Here is a 19927-nt window from a genome sequence, read left to right on the forward strand (position 1 = left end):
GCACCCGGTCGGCGGTCACCGGTCGTCGGGGCTGGCGACCCTCATCGCCGGTCGGTGCGACCGGTGCCGACCGCCTCACGGCGGACCGCAGCGCGCGGCGGCAGCAGGAGGAGCGCGGCCGCGCCGACGCCGATCAGCGCGATGCCGGAGAACACCGTGAAGACCGACAGCGCGAGCACCGGCGCGACGAGCACGACCACGCCGCCGATGCACGACAGCAGGCCGCTCACCACGGTCGGCGATCGCGAGGAACCGGGGTGGCCCACGACGGCACCGACGAGCGCGGCGACGCCCTCCACGAGGAACCCCACCCCGGCCAGCACCGCGTAGACGAGGAGCGGGACGGCGGGAGCGAGGAGCGCGACGAGTCCCGCCACCCCGACGAGCCCGCCGACGGCACCCGCCGTCCACCGCCACACCGCGGACGTCCCGTGCCCGCGGACCGCGGCGACCACGCGCATCGTGCCGGCGACCACGAGGTAGACGCCGAAGACGAGGGCGACGAGCACGATCGACGGCGCGGGCCAGACGACGGCCACGATGCCGAGCACGATCGCGACGACGGCCGTGGCGACGACGAACGCACGGAAGGACCGCACGGCGCGAGAGTCCACGGGTGCCCCTTCCGCTCGGTCCGCGAGGACACCGACGGTACCCGGGGGCGGTCGCCGGTGTCCGGGGGAGGCCGCGGGCGCTCTGGGGAGGTCACGGACGCCCGGGGCGGTCGCCGCCGCCCGGGGTCGCCACCCGGCGCAACCGCTTGCAACCCCCGGCGTCGTACCGTCGCCGCAGGTGCTGGACCAGCGCCACCGACAGCGTCGTCGAAAGGTGTCCACCATGACCATCGCAGCATCGCCATCGACCTACGCCGCACCCGGCGAGGACGGGGCGCTCGTCTCCTACCGTTCCCGGTACGACCACTTCATCGGCGGCGAGTACGTCCCGCCCGCCGGCGGCCGGTACTTCGAGAACCCCACGCCGGTGACGGGCAGGGTCTTCACCGAGGTCGCCCGGGGGGACTCGACCGACGTCGACCGGGCGGTGGAGGCCGCCTGGAGGGCCTTCCCCGCCTGGTCGCGCACGAGCGTCGCCGAGCGCGCCGGCATCCTCAACCGGATCGCCGACCGGATGGAGGCGCACCTCGAGGAGCTCGCGGTCGCCGAGACCTGGGAGAACGGCAAGCCGATCCGCGAGACCCTCGGCGCGGACATCCCGCTCGCCGTCGACCACTTCCGCTACTTCGCCGGGGCGATCCGCGCGCAGGAGGGCTCGACGGGGGAGATCGACCACGACACCGTCGCCTACCACTTCCACGAACCGCTCGGCGTCGTCGGGCAGATCATCCCGTGGAACTTCCCGATCCTCATGGCGGTGTGGAAGCTCGCGCCGGCCCTCGCCGCCGGCAACTGCGTCGTGCTCAAGCCCGCGGAGCAGACGCCGGCATCGATCCACGTGCTGGTGGAACTGATCCGCGACCTCGTGCCCGCCGGGGTCCTCAACGTCGTGAACGGGTTCGGCATCGAGGTCGGCGCGCCGCTCGCCCAGCACCCGGACATCCGCAAGGTCGCCTTCACGGGGGAGACCACCACCGGCCGGCTCATCATGCAGTACGCCTCGCAGAACCTGATCCCGGTGACGCTCGAGCTCGGCGGGAAGAGCCCGAACGTGTTCTTCGCCGACGTCGCGCAGGAGCGGGACTCCTTCTACGACAAGGCCCTCGAGGGGTTCGCGTTCTTCAACCTCAACCAGGGCGAGGTCTGCACGTGCCCGTCCCGGGCGTTGGTGGCGCGCGAGATCTACGACGGGTTCGTCGCGGACGGGCTCGACCGGGTGCGCGCGGTCAAGCAGGGACACCCGCTGGACCCGGCGACGATGATCGGCGCGCAGGCGTCGAACGACCAGCTCGAGAAGATCCTGAGCTACATCGACATCGGGAAGCAGGAGGGGGCGAAGCTGCTGACGGGCGGCGAGCGGGCGGACCTCGGCGGTGACCTGTCCGGCGGCTACTACGTGCAGCCCACCGTCTTCGAGGGCGACAACGCCATGCGCATCTTCCAGGAGGAGATCTTCGGCCCCGTGCTCGCGCTCACCAGCTTCGACGGCTACGACGACGCCATCCGGATCGCCAACGACTCCCTCTACGGACTGGGTGCCGGGGTCTGGAGCCGCGAGGCGACGACGCTCTACCGCGCCGGGCGCGACATCCAGGCCGGTCGCGTGTGGTCGAACACCTACCACCAGTACCCGGCCGGAGCGGCGTTCGGCGGGTACAAGCAGTCCGGCATCGGCCGCGAGAACCACAAGATGATGCTCGAGCACTACCAGCAGACGAAGAACCTGCTCGTGTCGTACGCCGACGGTCCGATGGGCTTCTTCTGATGCCCGACCCGGACCGCCCGGCCGCGGCGCGCGTCGCGGTGACGCCGGCTGCGGGGGAGCTCCTGCGCTCCCTCGCCGCTCGGCACGGGCCGCTCATGTTCCACCAGTCCGGCGGCTGCTGCGACGGGTCGAGCCCGATGTGCTACCCGGTCGGGATGTTCCGGACGGGGCCGGCCGACGTGCTCCTCGGTGCGCTCGACGTCGACGGCACCGGACCCGTCGAGGTCTGGATGTCACGCGCGCAGTTCGAGTACTGGAAGTACACGCACCTGACGATCGACGTGGTCGACGGTCGGGGCGCGGGCTTCTCGCTCGAGGTGCCGGAGGGCAAGCGGTTCCTCACGCGGTCGCGCATGCTCACCGACGACGAGCTCGACGACCTCGGTCTGGTCCCCGCGGACCACCGGACGTAGGCTGGCCCCGTCGACCGCGACGACGCGGCGGACGTCTCGTCACGAGGAGGCCCGATGCGCGCACCCGCGGGGCTGCGTCCGCTCGTCGCCGCGTCCTGGCGTCGTTGTGCCCGGGTCGACCCGGACGACCGGCCGTCGCTGGCGCTGGGGCCCGACGAGCTCGACGCGCTCCGCCGCCACGGGCCGCTCGGGACGGCACTGCCCGTGGTGCGGCGGCTGCTGCTCGACGACGTGCGGTCCGCGGGGTGCGTCGTCGCCGTCACCGACGCCGCCGGGCGTCTCGTCTGGGTCGACGGCGCGCGTCCCGCCCGCAGCGCAGCCGAGGACATGGGCTTCCTGCCGGGTGCGGACTGGGCGGAGGAGCGCGCCGGCACGAGCGCGCCCGGTACGGCCCTGCGGCTCGACCGGGCGGTGCAGATCCACGCGGACGAGCACTGGGCGACCGCCGTCAAGGCCTTCTCGTGCACGGCGGTGCCGCTCCACGACCCGACCGGCGCCGTCGTCGGGGCGCTCGACATCACCGGCGATGCGCGCGCGGTCGAACGCCACACCCTGCCGCTCCTCGTCGCCACGGCCGCGGTGGCCGAGGCGGAACTGGCACTCCGGGCGGTGCAGGGCATCCGCACCCCCGGACCGACCGGGGACGTGCCCCGTGGACGCGGCCGCGGTGCGCCGTGTCCGGCCGTCGGACTGGCCCTCCTCGGCTCGGACACCGCGACACTGACCTCCGACGGGCGCACGGTCCGGCTGTCGGAACGGCACTCGGAGATCCTCGCGGTGCTCGCATCGACGCCCGGCGGCCTCGCGGCGGCGGACCTGGCGGTCGCCGTGTACGGCGACCGCGGTGCCGTCACCACGCTCCGTGCCGAGGTGGTGCGCCTGCGTCGCGTGCTCGCGGCGCACGCCCCCGGTGCGACGGTGACCTCGCGACCGTACCGACTCCAGGGGCTGCGGACGGACGTCGACTCCGTCCTGTCCGCGCTCGACCGCGGGGCGCGCCTCCAGGCCGTCGACCGGTACGTCGGCCCGGTCCTGCCCGGTTCCGTCTCGCCGGGCGTCGACGACCTGCGCGACCGGGTCAGGACGCGGTTCCGTGAGGCGCTCGTCGCCGACGGTGGCGTCGAGGCGCTCCAGGCGTGGGCGCGGACGGCGGACGGCGCCGCCGACGCGCAGGTGCTGCGCGCGCTGCTCGCGGTCCTGCCGCCGCGGTCGCCGCGTCGGTCGGCCCTGGTGGCTGCGATCGAGGCGCTCGACGGATCGTGACGGGCGACCCGGCCCGGCCGGGAGGCACGCCACGCGTCGACCGTCCGGCCGACGACGCGCGCCTCCCGCACCGGGTCGTCCCGCTCAGGACCCGGAGGTCGGTGCCGGGGTGGCGGAGCCGTCCGTGCCGCCGTCCCGGTCCGGCTGCGGCGGCTCCGGGGCGTCCGTGCCCTTCGGCGGCGTGGGTGCGTCGCTCTCCTCCGGCTTCGGCGCGTCGGAGCCCGTGGGCGGCTTCGGGGCGTCCGCGCCCTCCGGCGGGGCGGGGACGGCGCCGTCCTTCGGCTTCGGGGCGTCGCCGGCCGCGGGCGGAGCTGCCACGCAGCCCGGAGCCGGAGCGGCGCCCTCCGCGCCCTTCGCGCCGGGACCGGGGGCACCCTTCGTGCCCGGAGTGGGAGCACCGGAGGGTGCACCACTCGGTGCGCCGCTCGGCGCTCCCGTCGGTGCGCTCGTGGCACTCGGTGCGCCGGAGCCGTCCGCGACGGCAGCGGTGACGCCGAGCCCGCCGAGGAGCAGCGCCGCGGCGGCCGCGGAACCGATCCCCACGCGACGCAGGGTGCGCCGACGGCGGTCGGGCGCGGTGACGGGCTGGTCGTGTCGTTCGTCCTGCATGGTGTGCCTTCCGTGTCGGTGTCGGCGGACCGGGGCGGTCCGGCGACGAGGACGACGGTCGAGCTCGAACCTGAAGCAGGACTGAAGCACAGGCTTCGTCCAGCGTCCTCCATGCTGCTTGCGGGCAGTGCCCACCTACCGTGTCCGCCGTGAACGCACCCGCACGTGTCCTGGTGGTCGAGGACGACGACTCCCTCCGCACCGCCGTGGCCGCGACCCTGCGCGCCGAGGGGTTCGTCGTGACCGAGGCCACCGACGGCCGGGCGATCGCCGAGGACCTCGACCGCGCCGCTCCCGACCTCGTCCTGCTGGACTGGATGCTGCCCGGACCGAGCGGCATCCTGCTCGCGGCACGGATCCGGACGCGGTCGGACGCCGCCGTCGTGATGATGACCGCCCGCGACGAGCTCGACGACCGGCTGCGCGGCTTCGCCGAGGGGGCCGACGACTACGTGGTGAAGCCGTTCGCGATGGCCGAGCTCGTGGCACGCGTCACGGCCGTGCTCCGCCGCCGCGGTCGGGTCCCGTCGGTGATCGAGGTCGGCGACCTCGTGCTCGACCCGGAGGGCGCGACCGTGCGACGCGCCGGCGTCCTGCTCGACCTGACGGCCACCGAGTTCCGGCTGCTGCGGTTCCTCGCCGAGAGCCGTGGCCGGACCGTCTCCAAGGGGCAGATCACGACGCAGGTGTGGGGCTACGAGGACATCGCGCCGAACCTGGTCGAGGTCCACCTCAGCGCACTCCGCCGCAAGATGGAGGTGCACGGTCCCCGGCTCGTGCACACGGTCCGCGGGCTCGGGTACCGGCTCTCCGTCGACCGGGGCGCGGCGTGACCGCGGTCGACCGACGGCTGCGCACGTCCTCGCTGCGACTGCGGACCGTGGTCGCGGTGCTCGTGCTGCTCGCGGTGCTGCTGGCCGGGCTCGTCGTCGCGGTCGAGGCGGTGCTCGGCGCGCGACTGCGTGCACAGGTCGAGGACCGACTGCGGGACCGGGCTGCCGCCGCTGCCGCACTCGTGGGGGTGCTCGACGCGGACGACCTCGCCGACCGCTTGTCGGCGCAGGGCCTCTCGGTGCGGATCGTGCAGCCCGACGGCGCCGCGGTCGAGGCCGGGCCGACACCCGACCAGCTGCGCTCCGGACCGCCCGACCCCGGGCAGCTCCCGGGTCCGGCGCCTCGCGACCGGTCGTCCTCCAGCGGCTCGACCGGGGCTGCCGACGCCGGTGCACCGGCGTCGTCCGGTGCGACGGCGTCGTCGGGTGCGTCGGCGTCGTCCGGTGCATCGGCGTCCTCCGGTGTGACGGTGGTGTCGTCGCGTGCCAGTGAGGACGACGGCGTGCTCACACTCCGGTCCGTCCTCGACGACGGCACACGCATCACGCTGACCGCCGGCACCCGCGACGTGCAGGAGACCCTGACGCAGCTCGGCTGGGTGATGGGCGGTGCGTCCGCGGTGTTCCTGGGTGTCGCCGTCGTCGGAGTGGTCCTGGTCGTGCGGCGCGCGCTGCGTCCGCTCGACGAGGTCACCGCGACGGCCCGATCGATCGCCGACGGTGACCGTGGTCGGCGGTTGCGCCCTGCCAGGACGGACACCGAGATCGGCCGCGTCGCCGCCGCGTTCGACGAGATGCTCGACGCCGTCGAGGGCGCCGAAGCGCAGGCCGTGGCCGCTGAGGAACGGGTCCGGGGCTTCCTGTCGGACGCCGCACACGAGCTCCGCACGCCCGTCGCCGGCGTCCGCGCAGCGGCGGACACGCTGGTCCGGAGCGGTGGCGACGACCCGGCGACGACCGAGGTGCTCGCGGTGCACGTCGTCCGCCAGGCCGACCGCGCGGCGCGCCTCGTCGACGACATGCTCACGATGGCGCGACTCGACCGGGGGATCGCGCTCGACCGGCGGCCGACCGACCTCGTCCCGTGGCTGCGCGCCGAGGTCGACCGGCTCGAGCTCCGGCTGCCGGGGATCACCATGCACCCCGGACTCCCGACCGAGCCCGTCCCGGTCGAGGTCGACGCCGACCGACTCGCGCAGGTGCTCGGCAACCTCGTCGACAACGCGGCGCGGGCCACGGGCGGGACGGGGACGGTGCGGCTGACCCTCGGCACGGACGCCGACGAGGCGACGCTCGTGGTCGAGGACGACGGGCCCGGCATCCCCGTCGACGACCGGGAGCGCGTGTTCGACCGGCTCGTCCGACTGGGGGAGTCGCGGGACGTCCGGTCGGGTGGTGCCGGACTCGGCCTGCCGATCGCCCGCGGCATCGCGGTCGCCCACGGAGGCACGCTCGTCCACGACGACGACGGGACGCTCGGCGGCGCGCGGTTCGTGCTCCGCCTGCCCCGCGCGACCCGCGCCGTCGACCCCGGGTCGGGCGCGGACCGGGGTGTCGCTCCGGCCCCGGTGTCTGCCACGATGGGGACGTGAGCGCTCATCAGGAGAACGGACGGATCGTCGCGGTGAGCCGCGACGCCGGACACCGCTTCAGCAAGCCCGTCGTCGAGGAGATCACCCTCGTCGCGGGGTGGGGCGTCGACGGCGACGCGCACGCCGGGACGACCGTGCAGCACCGCTCCCGCGTCGCCAGGGACCCGTCACAGCCGAACCTGCGGCAGGTCCACCTGCTCCACGCCGAGGTGTTCGACGAGGTCGCCGCCTCCGGGCACACCGTCGTGCCGGGGGACATGGGGGAGAACGTCACGACCCGCGGCGTCGACCTGCTCGGACTGCCGACCGGGGCCCTGCTCCACCTCGGTGACGCGGCCTGTGTGCGCGTGACCGGGCTCCGGAACCCGTGCCAGCAGATCAACGACTTCGACCCGGGGCTGCTGCGCGCGGTCCTCGGCCGAGCGGAGGACGGCACCGTGGAGCGCAAGGGCGGCGTGATGGGCGTCGTCGTGGCGGGGGGCATCGTCCGCGCGGGCGACGCCGTCCGGGTCGAGCTGCCCGAGGGAGCGCTGCAACCGCTCGCCCCGGTGTGAGGACCGGGGGCGGGGCCGGGCCCTGCTAGCCTGGAGCCCTCGCGAGTGTGGTGGAACGGTAGACACGGGGCACTCAAAATGCTCTGCCTCACGGCGTGCGGGTTCGAGTCCCGCCACTCGTACAAGGTCGCTCACGGCGTGCGGGGCTGGGCGCACCGAGCGTCCCGCCACTCGTACAAGGTCGCTCACGGCGTGCGGGGCTGGGCGCACCGAGCGTCCCGCCACTCGTACAGAAGTTCGTCGAACCGCGCATCCACAGCTGACGGAAGCCACGCGCTCCGTCTAGTAGGCTCTCGGTCGTGAGTGACACAGAAGCAACCCCCGCAGCACCGCGTCGCGTCGTCGTCGCCGAGGACGAGTCGCTCATCCGTCTCGACATCGTCGAGATCCTCCGCGACAACGGGTTCGACGTGGTCGGGGAAGCCGGCGACGGTGAGACCGCCGTCCAGCTCGCGACCGACCTGCGCCCGGACCTCGTCGTCATGGACGTCAAGATGCCCCAGCTCGACGGCATCTCCGCTGCCGAGAAGCTCTCCAAGAACCACATCGCTCCGGTGGTCCTCCTCACGGCGTTCAGCCAGAAGGACCTCGTCGAGCGCGCGACCGAAGCCGGTGCCCTGGCCTACGTCGTGAAGCCCTTCACCCCGAACGACCTGCTCCCCGCGATCGAGATCGCCCTCTCGCGTCACCAGCAGATCATCACGCTCGAGGCCGAGGTCGCCGACCTCGTCGAGCGGTTCGAGACCCGCAAGCTCGTCGACCGCGCCAAGGGCCTGCTCAACGAGAAGATGGGCCTCACCGAGCCCGAGGCGTTCCGCTGGATCCAGAAGGCATCGATGGACCGTCGTCTGACGATGCACGACGTCGCGAAGGCGATCATCGAGCAGCTCAGCGCCAAGAAGTAACGAGCACCCGCTCGCTCACGCGGAGAGCGCCGCCGGACACCGTCCGGCGGCGCTCTCCGCGTTCCGGATCCCGCGGACGTCGGTGCACGGGTACGGGCTGACATCGCGCCGGTCGATCGTCACGTGCAACGTCGGAGGATGCGCCTGCACCGGGTGCGCGCGCATCGTGCGACACCGCACCTGTCGAACGACGCGTTCCGTGTCGGAGACCGCGTGCAGCGGCAGGGCCCGTTCCGTGTCGGAGACCGCGTGCAGCGGCAGGGCCGCGGCAGAGCGCCGGACGGGAGGCACGGGTCGGCCCCGCCGCAACCGCGCCACGTGGCAGGGTGGGGGCATGGACGACGTGGTGATCCGTGCCTCCCGGCCGGAGGACATGCCGACGGTGGCCGACCTGCGCTGGCGCTGGAGCGTGGACGAGGACGGGCGCGGGCCGACGGCGACCCCGGACGAGTACCGCGAGGCGATGACCGCATTCGCCGCCGAGCACGCCGACTCGCACCGGTGCGTGGTCGCGGAGCGCGACGGGGTCGTGCTGGGGATGGCGTGGCTCGCACTGAACGCCCGTCCGCCGGTGCCGCACCGCCCTCGGGGCCGAGTCGCTGCCGAACTGCAGAGCGTCTACGTGCACCCGGACCTCCGCGGAGCGGGCGTGGCGAAGGACCTCGTCGCGGCGCTGCTCGACGTGGCGGACGAGGCCGGCGCGGAGCGCGTGGTGGTGCACTCGAGCCTCGCCGGCGAGACGCTCTACCGTCGGCTCGGGTTCGGCGATGCCCGCCTGCTGCTGCAGCGACCGCCCGAGGACTGAACCGCTAGCGCCGCTCGCGGATCATGTTCGTGATCCGCACGGTGGAGCAGCGCCGGCCCTCGTCGTCGGTGAGCACGATCTCGTGGGTGGTGAGCGTGCCGCCGAGGTGGATCGCCGTGCAGGTCCCCGTGACCCGGCCGCTCGTCGCACTGCGGGAGTGCGACGCACTGAGCTCGATGCCGACCGCGTAGCGGCCGGGCCCGGCGTGCACGTTCGCAGCCATCGACCCGAGGCTCTCGGCGAGCACGACGTACGCTCCGCCGTGCAGCAGCCCGACCGGCTGGCGGTTGCCCTCGACCGGGATCGACCCGACGGCACGCTCCGCGCTCAGCTCGGTGATCTCCATGCCCATCTTCGTGGCGAGCTCGCCCGTGCCGCGGTCGGAGAGTCGCTCGTCGACGGCTCCGGAGGCGGTCGGTTCGTGGGTCACGTCGTCGGTCACGCTCGCGGACTCCCGTGTCGGATGGCGTCGGTAGGCTGTCCGGGTGTCGGACTCCGCAAAGCCTACCCTCATGGTCATCGACGGCCACTCGCTCGCCTTCCGGGCCTTCTACGCACTGCCGGTCGACAGCTTCGTGAACCGCGAGGGGCAGCACACGAACGCCATCCACGGCTTCATCTCGATGCTGCTCATGCTCCTGCAGCGCGAGAAGCCGACCCACCTGGCGGTCGCGTTCGACATCTCCCGCTTCTCCTTCCGCACCCGCGAGTACGAGGACTACAAGGGCACCCGCTCGGAGACCCCGCCCGAGTTCAAGGGCCAGATCCCGCTCCTGCAGCAGGCGCTCGAGGCGATGGGCATCACGACGGTGACGAAGGAGGACTACGAGGCCGACGACATCCTCGCCACCTTCGCGCGTCAGGGTGCCGAGCAGGGGTACCAGGTGTACGTGGTCTCGGGTGACCGCGACTCGATCCAGCTCGTCAACGACGACGTCACGCTGCTGTACCCGTCGGTCCGCGGCGTCTCCGAGCTCACGCGCTACGACCGCGACAAGGTGTACGAGCGGTACGGCATCGAGCCGCACCAGTACCCGGACATCGCGGCGCTCGTGGGGGAGACCAGCGACAACCTGATCGGCATCGACAAGGTCGGCGAGAAGACCGCGGTCAAGTGGGTGACCGCGTACGGCTCCCTCGACGGTGTCCTCGAGCACGCCGACGAGATCAAGGGCGTCGTCGGGAACAACCTCCGCGAGCAGAAGGACCGGGCGATCCGGAACCGCAGGCTGAACCGGCTCGTGAACGACGTCGAGCTGCCCGTCGGACCGGCCGACGTCGCCCTCCGCCCGCTGGACGAGCAGGCCGTCCGCGACCTCTTCGCCAAGCTGCAGTTCCGCACGCTGCTCGACCGGGTCTTCAAGGTCGCCGGTACCGGTGAGCCGAGCGAGGCGAGCGATGCTCCCGGCTCGGTCGACAGCGGCGCGCCGACCCCGCCGAAGGTCACCACGGTCATCGACGAAGAGCTCGGGTACTGGCTCGAGCGCAAGGGTGCGAACGACGCCGAGAACGGGTTCGGCGTCGCGGTCGAGGTCATCGACGGCCGGCTCAGCGCGATCGGCATCGCGACCCACGACGACGCCGTCCTGGTGCCCGGCGGCAGCGGCGCGAAGGACTACGAGCAGCTCGCCGCGTGGTTCGCCTCCGACGCCCCGAAGCACTTCCACGACGTTAAGGCCGCCATCAAGGCGCTCGGCACGGTCGGCATCACGGTGCGGGGCATCGCCGGGGACGCCCGCATCACCGGGTGGCTCGCGCAGCCGGGCAAGCAGGGGCAGCCCCTCGCCGACCTCGTGTACCAGGAACTCGGCGAGGAGCTGCCGACCGCCGACCCGAACCAGCTCGTCCCCGAGACCGAACCGGTCAACGTCGGCGTGCACGCCTGGTACGTCCTGCGGGTCGACACCGCGCTGCGCTCCCGCGTCGACGAGTCCTCGCTGCGGGTGCTCGACACGATCGAGCTGCCGCTCGTCCCGGTGCTGGCGGGCATGGAGACCATCGGTGTCGGTATCGACCGCCCGGTCCTGACCGGGCTGTCGCACGATCTGGGGGAGCGCGCCGCCGAGCTCGCGCAGCAGGCCTTCGCCGAGATCGGCCACGAGGTGAACCTCGGCTCGCCGAAGCAGCTGCAAGAGGTCCTGTTCACCGAGCTCGCGATGCCGAAGACCCGCAAGACGAAGACCGGCTTCTCGACCGACGCGGCGAGCCTGGCCGACCTGCAGGAGCAGCACCCGCACCCGTTCCTCGGACTGCTGCTGCAGCACCGCGACGCCACGAAGCTCCGGCAGATCGTCGACACGCTCGACGCCGCGGTCGTCGACGGACGCATCCACACCCGCTACGAGCAGACCGGCACGAGCACCGGCCGGGTCTCGTCGACGGACCCCAACCTGCAGAACATCCCGGTCAAGACCGCCGTGGGTCGCCGCATCCGGTCGGCCTTCGCGGTCGCCGAGCCGTACACGACGCTCGTGACCGCCGACTACTCGCAGATCGAGATGCGCATCATGGCGCACCTGTCCGGCGACCCGGGGCTCATCCAGGCGTTCAACGAGGGCGAGGACCTGCACCGCTTCGTCGGTGCCCGGGTGTTCTCGGTCGAGCCGGCGGACGTCACCCCCGAGATGCGCACGAAGGTGAAGGCGATGTCGTACGGCCTGGCCTACGGCCTCAGCCCGTTCGGCCTGTCGAAGCAGCTCCGCATCGAGCAGTCCGAGGCGCGCACGCTCATGAACGAGTACTTCGCCCGCTTCGGTGCGGTGCGCGACTACCTCCGGGGCGTCGTCGAGCAGGCCCGCGAGGACGGCTACACCGAGACGATCTTCGGTCGCCGGCGTCCGTTCCCGGACCTGAAGAGCCCGAACCGCGTGCTCCGCGAGAACGCCGAGCGCGCGGCGCTGAACGCGCCGATCCAGGGGTCTGCCGCCGACATCATGAAGATCGCGATGCTCGGCGTCGACGAGGACCTCCGCGAGGGGGCGCTCGAGTCGCACCTGCTGCTCCAGGTGCACGACGAGCTCATCCTCGAGGTCGCTCCCGGCGAGCAGGAGCGCGTCGAGGAGATCCTGCGCACCCGGATGGGCGCGGCTGCCGAGCTGAGCGTCCCGCTCGACGTGTCGGTCGGCGTCGGCCCGAACTGGGAGTCCGCGGCGCACTGACGCCGGTCGGTCGCGACGCGGCCACGTCACGGACGGGAGGCGCGGTGCCGGCTGGCACCGTGCCTCCCGTCCGTCGTCCAGACAGCTCGCGCGCCGCGGTCGCGTCGAGACGCCGCGGTTGCGTCGAGACGCCGCCAGATCCGGCGGCGTCTCGCTCACCGGAGGGCGTCTCGTGTCGACGCCCCCGTCCCGCCGTCCGCAGCTCCGCCTGCCGGGCCGCTCGGTAGGGTCGGGGCATGAGCGAAGACCGACCCGTCCGCCAGCCGTCCGCCGTCGACCGCGTCGCCGAGGACTGGATGTCCACCCTCGTCGACCTCGACCCGACCGTCGCCACGTACATCGGGGTCCCCGGGCGCACCGACGGCTACGGCGACACCTCGCCCGCCGGCGCCGACGCCCTCGCCGACGCCGCACGTTCCGCGCGCCGGGCCCTCGACGCCGCCGAGTCGACGGACGACGTCGACCGGGTGACGAAGACCGACCTCGGAGCGGAGCTCGACCTGGTCGTGGAGTCGCACGAGCGGAAGCTGCACCTGCGGGACCTCAACGTGATCGCGAGCCCCGCGCAGGAGTTCCGCGACGTCCTCGACCTGATGCCGACCGCGACCACCGACGACTGGCAGGACGTCGCGGGGCGCCTGCACGCGCTGCCGGACGCCCTGGAGGGCTACCGCGAGACCCTGCTGCAGGGCACGCGCGAGCAGGTCACGCCCGCCGCGCGCCAGGTCGCACTCATCGCCGAGCAGGCCGCGCGCAACGGTGCCGAGGACGGGTTCTTCCGCCAGCTCGTCGACGGCGCCGCGCTCGAGGGCGGCGCACCGCTGCCCGAGTCGCTCCGCGGCGAGCTGGTGCGCGGCGCCGAGGTCGCGGCGGCCGCGTACCGGTCGTTCGGCGGCTTCCTCGAGCACGAGCTGCTGCCCCTGGCGACCCCGGTCGACGCGGTCGGTCGCGAGGACTACGAGCTGCACTCCCGACGCTTCCTGGGTGCCGTCGTCGACCTCGACGAGACGTACGAGTGGGGCATCGAGGAGCTCGCCCGGATGCGCGACGAGCAGGAGCGCATCGCGGACCGCATCGAGTCCGGCGCCTCGGTGGCGCGCGCGATCGAGGTCCTCGACGCCGATCCCGCCCGCATCCTGCACGGCACCGACGCCCTGCAGCGGTGGATGCAGGAGACCAGTGACGCGTCGATCCGCGCGATGGACGGGGAGTACTTCGACATCGCCGACCCGATCAAGCGCCTGGAGTGCCGGATCGCCCCGACGCAGGAGGGCGGGATCTACTACACCGGCCCCTCCGACGACTTCTCGCGTGCGGGCAGGATGTGGTGGTCGGTGCCGCAGGGCGTCACGGAGTTCGGCACGTGGCGTGAGAAGACGACGGTCTACCACGAGGGCGTGCCCGGTCACCACCTGCAGATCAGCCAGGCGGTCTACAACCGCGGGGAGCTCAACACGTGGCGTCGGCAGCTGGCCGGACCGTCCGGGCACGTCGAGGGCTGGGCCCTCTACGCCGAGCGGCTCATGGAGCAGCTCGGGTTCCTCGACGACGACGGGGACCGCCTCGGCATGCTCGACGGCCAGCGGATGCGGGCGGCCCGCGTGGTGCTCGACATCGGTGTGCACCTGCAGAAGACCAACCCCGACGGCGGTGGCTGGACGTGGGAGTACGCGCTCGACTTCATGGGCCGGAACGTCAACATGGCGCCGGAGTTCGTGCAGTTCGAGGTCGCCCGGTACTTCGGGTGGCCGGGGCAGGCGCCGTCCTACAAGGTCGGGCAGCGCGTCTGGGAGTCGATCCGCGACGAGCTCGCCGCACGCGAGGGCGCTGCGTTCGACCTGAAGGCCTTCCACCACCGGGCGCTCGCACTCGGCGGGGTCGGCCTGGACACGCTCCGGAGCGCGCTGCTCGACTGACGGCGTGACGGGTCGACGGACGGGAGGCGCGTGGCGGGGTCGCCGCGTGCCTCCCGTCCGTCCTCCGGTCACCCCGCGACACGCGACACGCCCGGTTGTGGGGCCCGCGGCCCTGCGGCTAGACTCAATCGGCGCAATCCGCGCCAACCAACCACTGCCATGACGGCTCGCACCGACGTTCGGTGCGGACCAGGGGGTCGCTCCCTCGCCGTCACGGCCCGACTCATGTCCGTTCGGAGCAATCTCTACATGACAACCACCACGACCAAGGCTCCCAAGCAGGTCGCCATCAACGACATCGGCTCGGCTGATGACTTCCTGGCCGAGGTCGAGAAGACCCTCAAGTTCTTCAACGACGGCGATCTGATCTCCGGAACCGTCGTGAAGATCGACCGCGACGAGGTCCTCCTCGACGTCGGCTACAAGACCGAGGGTGTCATCCCCTCGCGCGAGCTCTCGATCAAGCACGACGTCGACCCCAACGAGGTCGTCGAGGTCGGCGACGAGGTCGAGGCCCTGGTCCTCCAGAAGGAGGACAAGGAAGGCCGCCTCATCCTGTCGAAGAAGCGTGCGCAGTACGAGCGTGCGTGGGGCGACGTCGAGAAGATCAAGGAGTCCGACGGCGTCGTGACCGGCACGGTCATCGAGGTCGTCAAGGGCGGTCTCATCGTCGACATCGGCCTCCGTGGCTTCCTCCCGGCCTCGCTCATCGAGCTGCGTCGCGTCCGCGACCTGACCCCGTACCTGGGCCAGGAGCTCGAGGCGAAGATCCTGGAGCTCGACAAGAACCGCAACAACGTGGTCCTCTCGCGCCGCGCCCTGCTCGAGCAGACGCAGTCCGAGTCGCGCACCACCTTCCTCAACAACCTCCACAAGGGCCAGGTCCGCAAGGGCATCGTGTCGTCGATCGTCAACTTCGGTGCGTTCGTCGACCTGGGCGGCGTCGACGGTCTCGTCCACGTCTCCGAGCTCTCCTGGAAGCACATCGAGCACGCCAGCGAGGTCGTCGAGGTCGGTCAGGAAGTCACCGTCGAGATCCTCGAGGTGGACCTGGACCGCGAGCGCGTGTCGCTCTCGCTCAAGGCCACGCAGGAGGACCCGTGGCAGGTCTTCGCCCGCACCCACGCGATCGGTCAGATCGCACCGGGCAAGGTCACGAAGCTCGTGCCGTTCGGTGCCTTCGTCCGCGTCGCCGACGGCATCGAGGGTCTCGTCCACATCTCGGAGCTCTCGAACAAGCACGTCGAGCTCGCCGAGCAGGTCGTCTCCGTCGGTGACGAGGTCTTCGTCAAGATCATCGACATCGACCTCGACCGTCGTCGCATCTCGCTCAGCCTCAAGCAGGCGAACGAGGGCGTGGACCCGGAGGGCACCGAGTTCGACCCGGCGCTCTACGGCATGCCGACCGAGTACGACGACCAGGGCAACTACAAGTACCCCGAGGGCTTCGACCCGGAGACCAACGAGTGGCTCGAGGGCTACGACACCCAGCGCACCGAGTGGGAGGGCCAGTACGCGGCCGCCCAGTCGCGCTGGGAGGCCCACAAGGCGCAGGTCGCGAAGACCATCGCGGACGAGGAGAAGGGTGGCTTCGACCTCCCCGCCTCGGCCTCGAGCTCGTCCTCGTCCTCGTCGACCTTCTCGAGCGAGTCGAACGGTCAGGGCACCCTGGCCGACGACGCCTCGCTCGCGGCGCTCCGCGAGAAGCTCAGCTCGAACAACTGATCGAGCGGGTCGCACGTCCCGGAAGCCCGGTACCCCTGAGGGGGTGCCGGGCTTCCGGCGTTCCACGACGTCCTCGGTAGCCTGGACCGGTGCGCATCATCGGTCTGACAGGCGGCATCGCCGCGGGCAAGTCCACCGTCTCCCGTCGCTGGGCGGAGCACGGCGCGGTCGTCGTCGACGCCGACCGGCTCGCGCGGCAGGCGGTCGCTCCGGGCAGCCCCGGGCTCGCCCGTGTCGTGGAACGGTTCGGGACGGGCGTGCTCGCCCCCGACGGCGCGCTCGACCGGGCCGCCCTGGGCAGCATCGTCTTCTCCGACGCCTCGGCGCGGAAGGACCTCGAGGGGATCACCCACCCGGAGGTGTGGCGGCTCGCACGGGGAGCGTTCGACGCTGCCGAGGCCGCTGATCCGGAAGCCGTCGTCGTCTACGACGTCCCGCTCCTCGCCGAGGCCCGGGGGAGTCGGCCGATCCGGTTCGACGCGGTCGTCGTCGTGGACGCCCCTGCGGCGCAGCGGGTCGGACGACTCGTCGAGCACCGGGGCATGCCGCGTGACGAGGCCGAGCGACGTGTGGCGGCCCAGGCGTCGGACGCCGAGCGGCTCGCCCTCGCCGACCACGTCGTCGACGCGACCGGATCGCTCGAGGACACCCTGCGGTCCGCCGACGCGGTGTGGGACCGCATCGCGTCCTGAACGGGCCCCGCAGGCCCTGGTACCCGCTCAGCTGTGGGCGATCAGGGCCGTCGGGTGTCAGGGGGCGCGACTACCGTTGTCCCCATGGCAGTGTCGATCCAGCCCACCCGGGCGATCCGTCCCTTCGAGGTGATCAGCGAGTACTCGCCGAGCGGTGACCAGCCGGCGGCGATCGCCGAGCTCGCCGGTCGGATCAACGCGGGTGAGACCGACGTCGTGCTGCTCGGCGCGACCGGTACCGGCAAGTCGGCGACCACCGCCTGGCTGATCGAGCAGGTCCAGCGGCCGACGCTCGTGCTCGCGCACAACAAGACCCTGGCCGCGCAGCTGGCGAACGAGTTCCGCGGGCTCCTGCCGAACAACGCGGTCGAGTACTTCGTCTCGTACTACGACTACTACCAGCCCGAGGCGTACGTCCCGCAGACGGACACCTTCATCGAGAAGGACTCGTCGGTCAACGCGGAGGTCGAGCGGCTCCGGCACTCGACGACGAACTCGCTGCTCAGCCGGCGCGACGTCGTGGTGGTGTCGACCGTGTCCTGCATCTACGGCCTCGGCACGCCCGAGCAGTACATGAACGCGTCGATCGCGCTCCACGTCGGTCAGACGATCTCCCGCGACCAGCTCGTGCGCAAGTTCGTCGGCATGCAGTACCAGCGCAACGACGTCGACTTCGCCCGCGGCACCTTCCGCGTCCGCGGCGACACCATCGAGATCATCCCGATGTACGAAGAGCACGCGATCCGCATCGAGATGTTCGGTGACGAGATCGAGGCGCTCACCTCGCTGCACCCGCTGACCGGCAACGTCATCGCGGACCTGCCCGGCGTCTCGATCTTCCCGGCGTCGCACTACGTCGCCGACACCGACGTCATGCACCGGGCGATCGAGCGGATCAAGGACGAGCTGGCCGACCGACTCGCCGAGCTCGAGGGCCAGGGCAAGCTGCTCGAGGCCCAGCGGCTCCGCATGCGCACGACCTTCGACATCGAGATGATGGAGCAGATCGGCTTCTGCTCCGGCATCGAGAACTACTCGCGCCACATGGACGGGCGCGATGCGGGCGAGGCGCCGCACTGCCTCATCGACTACTTCCCGGACGACTTCCTCATCGTGATCGACGAGTCGCACGTGACCGTGCCGCAGATCGGCGCGATGTACGAGGGTGACGCCTCCCGCAAGCGCACGCTCGTGGAGCACGGGTTCCGCCTGCCGAGCGCGCTCGACAACCGACCGTTGACGTGGGAGGAGTTCCTCGAGCGCGTCGGGCAGAAGGTCTACCTGTCGGCGACCCCGGGCAAGTACGAACTCGGCGTCACCGACAGCGTCGTCGAGCAGATCATCCGTCCGACGGGTCTGGTCGACCCCGAGATCGTCGTGAAGCCGAGCGACGGCCAGATCGACGACCTGCTCGAGGAGATCAAGCTGCGCGTCGAGCGTGACGAGCGCGTGCTCGTCACGACCCTGACCAAGCGGATGGCCGAGGAACTCACGGACTTCCTCGGCAACGCCGGCGTCCGCGTGCGGTACCTGCACTCCGACGTCGACACCCTGAAGCGTGTCGAACTGCTGACGGAGCTGCGCCAGGGCGTGTACGACGTGCTCGTCGGCATCAACCTGCTGCGCGAGGGCCTCGACCTGCCCGAGGTGTCCCTCGTGGCGATCCTCGACGCCGACAAGGAGGGGTTCCTGCGGTCGTCGACGTCGCTCATCCAGACGATCGGCCGTGCCGCCCGCAACGTGTCGGGCCAGGTGCTCATGTACGCCGACAAGATCACCGACTCCATGCGCCAGGCGATCGACGAGACCGATCGGCGCCGCGAGAAGCAGGTCGCCTACAACCTCGAGCACGGCATCGACCCGCAGCCCCTCCGCAAGAAGATCGCCGACATCACCGAGGTGCTGCAGCGCGAGAGCGACGACACCAAGGCGCTGCTCGAGGGTCGCCCGGGTTCCGACGGCCGCCGGTCGCCCACGCCGAACCTGCGTCGCGAGGGCATCGCGGGAGAGGGCGCGACCCAGCTCGAGGCGACGATCGCCGACCTCAACGACCAGATGCTGCAGGCCGCGGCCGAGCTGAAGTTCGAGCTGGCGGCACGGCTCCGCGACGAGGTGCAGGACCTGAAGAAGGCGCTGCGACAGATGGAGTCCGCCGGGCATGTCCGCTGACACCTCCGGGACCGCGCGGCGGACGGTCGTCGTCACGGGTGCCAGCGCCGGCCTGGGCTACCACGCAGCCGAGCAGCTCGCGGCACAGGGCCACCGGGTCGTGCTCGCCACGCGGAACCCCGAGCGTGCCGCCGCTGCCGAGCGGAGCATCCGGACGCACGTCGACGACGCAGCGCTCCTGCACCTGCACCTCGACTTGGCCGACCTCGACAGCGTGCGTGCCGCGGCCGTGCGGCTCCGGGAGCTCGGCCCCGTGCACGCCCTGCTCAACAACGCCGGCGTGGTCGGATCGGCTCGCCCGCAGCGCACCGCGCAGGGCTTCGAACTGCAGGTCGGCACGAACCACCTCGGACACTTCGCCTGGACGGCGCTGGCGCTGCCGGCCCTCGACCAGGACGCCGGGCGTGTGGTGCACCTCGGCTCCATCGCGCACCGCCTCACGACGCTCGACCGGACGGATCCGCTCGCGGTCGGCCGCTACGAGGGCCACCGCCAGTACGCCAGGAGCAAGCTCGCGGTGATGCTGTTCGGCTTCGAGCTCGCGCAGCGGTTGGGTGACGCCGGCTCGCGGGTGCGCAGCGTCGTCGCGCACCCCGGGCTGGCGCTCGACGCCGCCGCCCCGCCCCGACCGGACGTCGCACCGACGCGGTCCGAACCGGCCTGGATGCGGGCGGGCTCGGGCTGGGTGGCGCAGGGCAAGGACGCCGGGGCGCGGCCGCTCGTGCACGCCGCCGTCGGTGAGGACGTCCGCTCGGGGGAGTACTGGGGGCCGGCCGGCCCGCTCCAGTTCGCCGGTCGTCCGGCCCTCGTCCCGGCGCGCCCGCGTGCCCACGACCGCACCGTCGCTGCGCGCCTCTGGACGGCGAGCGAACAGGCGACCGGCGTCGCGTTCGCTCTCGACGCACTCGGCTAGA

General features: G+C 72.1%; 17 protein-coding genes and 1 tRNA gene. 15 read left to right on the top strand and 3 right to left on the bottom strand.

Annotated features, from left to right (window positions below; translation table 11 throughout):
- Positions 1–41: 41 nt before the first annotated feature.
- The gene (locus JOD95_RS01300; RefSeq protein ID WP_209682471.1) at positions 42–614 is read right to left on the bottom strand and encodes an HdeD family acid-resistance protein; all 573 of its coding nucleotides are present in this window, start codon (positions 612–614) and stop codon (positions 42–44) included.
- A 223-nt stretch (positions 615–837) separates the two neighbouring features.
- Here JOD95_RS01300 and JOD95_RS01305 point away from each other — a divergent pair, with 223 nt between their 5' ends.
- From JOD95_RS01305 to JOD95_RS01315, 3 genes are read left to right on the top strand one after another with little or no spacing between them, the layout of a single operon-like run.
- Positions 838–2379, top strand: coding sequence for an aldehyde dehydrogenase family protein (locus tag JOD95_RS01305; RefSeq protein ID WP_066654488.1), 1542 nt, complete (start codon positions 838–840; stop codon positions 2377–2379).
- Positions 2379–2792, top strand: coding sequence for a DUF779 domain-containing protein (locus JOD95_RS01310; protein WP_066654485.1), 414 nt, complete (start codon positions 2379–2381; stop codon positions 2790–2792). Before JOD95_RS01305 ends, JOD95_RS01310 begins: the two co-directional genes overlap by 1 nt.
- 54 nt (positions 2793–2846) lie before the next feature.
- Entirely contained in the window at positions 2847–4055 is a 1209-nt protein-coding gene (locus JOD95_RS01315; protein WP_066654484.1) for a GAF domain-containing protein, read from the top strand.
- Positions 4056–4139: 84 nt separating this feature from the next.
- On the opposite strand, the gene JOD95_RS01320 is transcribed toward JOD95_RS01315, so the two are convergent.
- Complete coding sequence (locus JOD95_RS01320) at positions 4140–4664, bottom strand: hypothetical protein (RefSeq protein ID WP_066654482.1); 525 nt, start codon at positions 4662–4664, stop codon at positions 4140–4142.
- A gap of 149 nt (positions 4665–4813) precedes the next feature.
- On the opposite strand from JOD95_RS01320, the gene JOD95_RS01325 reads away from it, so the two are divergent.
- The 6 genes from JOD95_RS01325 (at position 4814) to JOD95_RS01350 (ending at position 9353) form a co-directional block, all read left to right on the top strand.
- Positions 4814–5497 (top strand): response regulator transcription factor, encoded by a 684-nt coding sequence (locus JOD95_RS01325; protein WP_235426333.1) that lies wholly within the window; start codon positions 4814–4816, stop codon positions 5495–5497.
- A complete protein-coding gene (locus JOD95_RS01330; protein ID WP_209682474.1) occupies positions 5494–7089 on the top strand; it encodes a HAMP domain-containing sensor histidine kinase in 1596 nt (531 codons plus the stop codon). Before JOD95_RS01325 ends, JOD95_RS01330 begins: the two co-directional genes overlap by 4 nt.
- On the top strand, positions 7086–7643 hold the full coding sequence (locus JOD95_RS01335; RefSeq protein WP_209682477.1) for an MOSC domain-containing protein: 558 nt from the start codon (positions 7086–7088) through the stop codon (positions 7641–7643). Before JOD95_RS01330 ends, JOD95_RS01335 begins: the two co-directional genes overlap by 4 nt.
- A 41-nt stretch (positions 7644–7684) precedes the next feature.
- A tRNA-Leu gene (locus JOD95_RS01340) sits at positions 7685–7765 on the top strand.
- A gap of 177 nt (positions 7766–7942) precedes the next feature.
- Positions 7943–8548 carry an ANTAR domain-containing response regulator gene (locus JOD95_RS01345; protein WP_022903868.1) on the top strand — a complete coding sequence of 202 codons (606 nt, stop codon included), beginning with the start codon at positions 7943–7945 and terminating at the stop codon, positions 8546–8548.
- A gap of 334 nt (positions 8549–8882) precedes the next feature.
- A complete protein-coding gene (locus JOD95_RS01350) occupies positions 8883–9353 on the top strand; it encodes a GNAT family N-acetyltransferase (protein ID WP_209682480.1) in 471 nt (156 codons plus the stop codon).
- 4 nt (positions 9354–9357) lie between these two features.
- Here JOD95_RS01350 and JOD95_RS01355 read toward each other — a convergent pair whose 3' ends face one another.
- On the bottom strand, positions 9358–9783 hold the full coding sequence (locus tag JOD95_RS01355; RefSeq protein ID WP_066658268.1) for a PaaI family thioesterase: 426 nt from the start codon (positions 9781–9783) through the stop codon (positions 9358–9360).
- Between the two features lie 55 nt (positions 9784–9838).
- On the opposite strand from JOD95_RS01355, the gene polA reads away from it, so the two are divergent.
- The 6 genes from polA (at position 9839) to JOD95_RS01385 (ending at position 19926) form a co-directional block, all read left to right on the top strand.
- Entirely contained in the window at positions 9839–12511 is a 2673-nt protein-coding gene (gene polA / locus JOD95_RS01360; RefSeq protein ID WP_209682483.1) for a DNA polymerase I, read from the top strand.
- A 236-nt stretch (positions 12512–12747) separates the two neighbouring features.
- On the top strand, positions 12748–14427 hold the full coding sequence (locus tag JOD95_RS01365) for a DUF885 domain-containing protein (protein ID WP_209682486.1): 1680 nt from the start codon (positions 12748–12750) through the stop codon (positions 14425–14427).
- A gap of 249 nt (positions 14428–14676) precedes the next feature.
- Positions 14677–16152 carry a 30S ribosomal protein S1 gene (gene rpsA / locus JOD95_RS01370; RefSeq protein WP_066654468.1) on the top strand — a complete coding sequence of 492 codons (1476 nt, stop codon included), beginning with the start codon at positions 14677–14679 and terminating at the stop codon, positions 16150–16152.
- Between the two features lie 89 nt (positions 16153–16241).
- The gene (gene coaE / locus JOD95_RS01375) at positions 16242–16844 is read left to right on the top strand and encodes a dephospho-CoA kinase (RefSeq protein ID WP_066654460.1); all 603 of its coding nucleotides are present in this window, start codon (positions 16242–16244) and stop codon (positions 16842–16844) included.
- A gap of 96 nt (positions 16845–16940) precedes the next feature.
- Positions 16941–19013, top strand: coding sequence for an excinuclease ABC subunit UvrB (gene uvrB / locus JOD95_RS01380; RefSeq protein WP_066658265.1), 2073 nt, complete (start codon positions 16941–16943; stop codon positions 19011–19013).
- A complete protein-coding gene (locus JOD95_RS01385) occupies positions 19003–19926 on the top strand; it encodes an SDR family NAD(P)-dependent oxidoreductase (RefSeq protein WP_209682489.1) in 924 nt (307 codons plus the stop codon). Before uvrB ends, JOD95_RS01385 begins: the two co-directional genes overlap by 11 nt.
- Position 19927: the final 1 nt, after the last annotated feature.

The sequence above is a fragment of the Curtobacterium sp. 1310 genome (genome assembly GCF_017834105.1).
Classification (GTDB): domain Bacteria; phylum Actinomycetota; class Actinomycetes; order Actinomycetales; family Microbacteriaceae; genus Curtobacterium.

Bases quoted from the DNA above. Each gene is read 5' to 3' on its own strand.
- JOD95_RS01305 (WP_066654488.1), top strand. From the start codon at position 838: ATGACCATCGCAGCATCGCCATCGACCTACGCCGCACCCGGCGAGGAC.
- JOD95_RS01310 (WP_066654485.1), top strand. From the start codon at position 2,379: ATGCCCGACCCGGACCGCCCGGCCGCGGCGCGCGTCGCGGTGACGCCG.
- JOD95_RS01315 (WP_066654484.1), top strand. From the start codon at position 2,847: ATGCGCGCACCCGCGGGGCTGCGTCCGCTCGTCGCCGCGTCCTGGCGT.
- JOD95_RS01320 (WP_066654482.1), bottom strand. From the start codon at position 4,664: ATGCAGGACGAACGACACGACCAGCCCGTCACCGCGCCCGACCGCCGT.
- JOD95_RS01350 (WP_209682480.1), top strand. From the start codon at position 8,883: ATGGACGACGTGGTGATCCGTGCCTCCCGGCCGGAGGACATGCCGACG.
- JOD95_RS01365 (WP_209682486.1), top strand. From the start codon at position 12,748: ATGAGCGAAGACCGACCCGTCCGCCAGCCGTCCGCCGTCGACCGCGTC.
- rpsA (WP_066654468.1), top strand. From the start codon at position 14,677: ATGACAACCACCACGACCAAGGCTCCCAAGCAGGTCGCCATCAACGAC.
- JOD95_RS01385 (WP_209682489.1), top strand. From the start codon at position 19,003: ATGTCCGCTGACACCTCCGGGACCGCGCGGCGGACGGTCGTCGTCACG.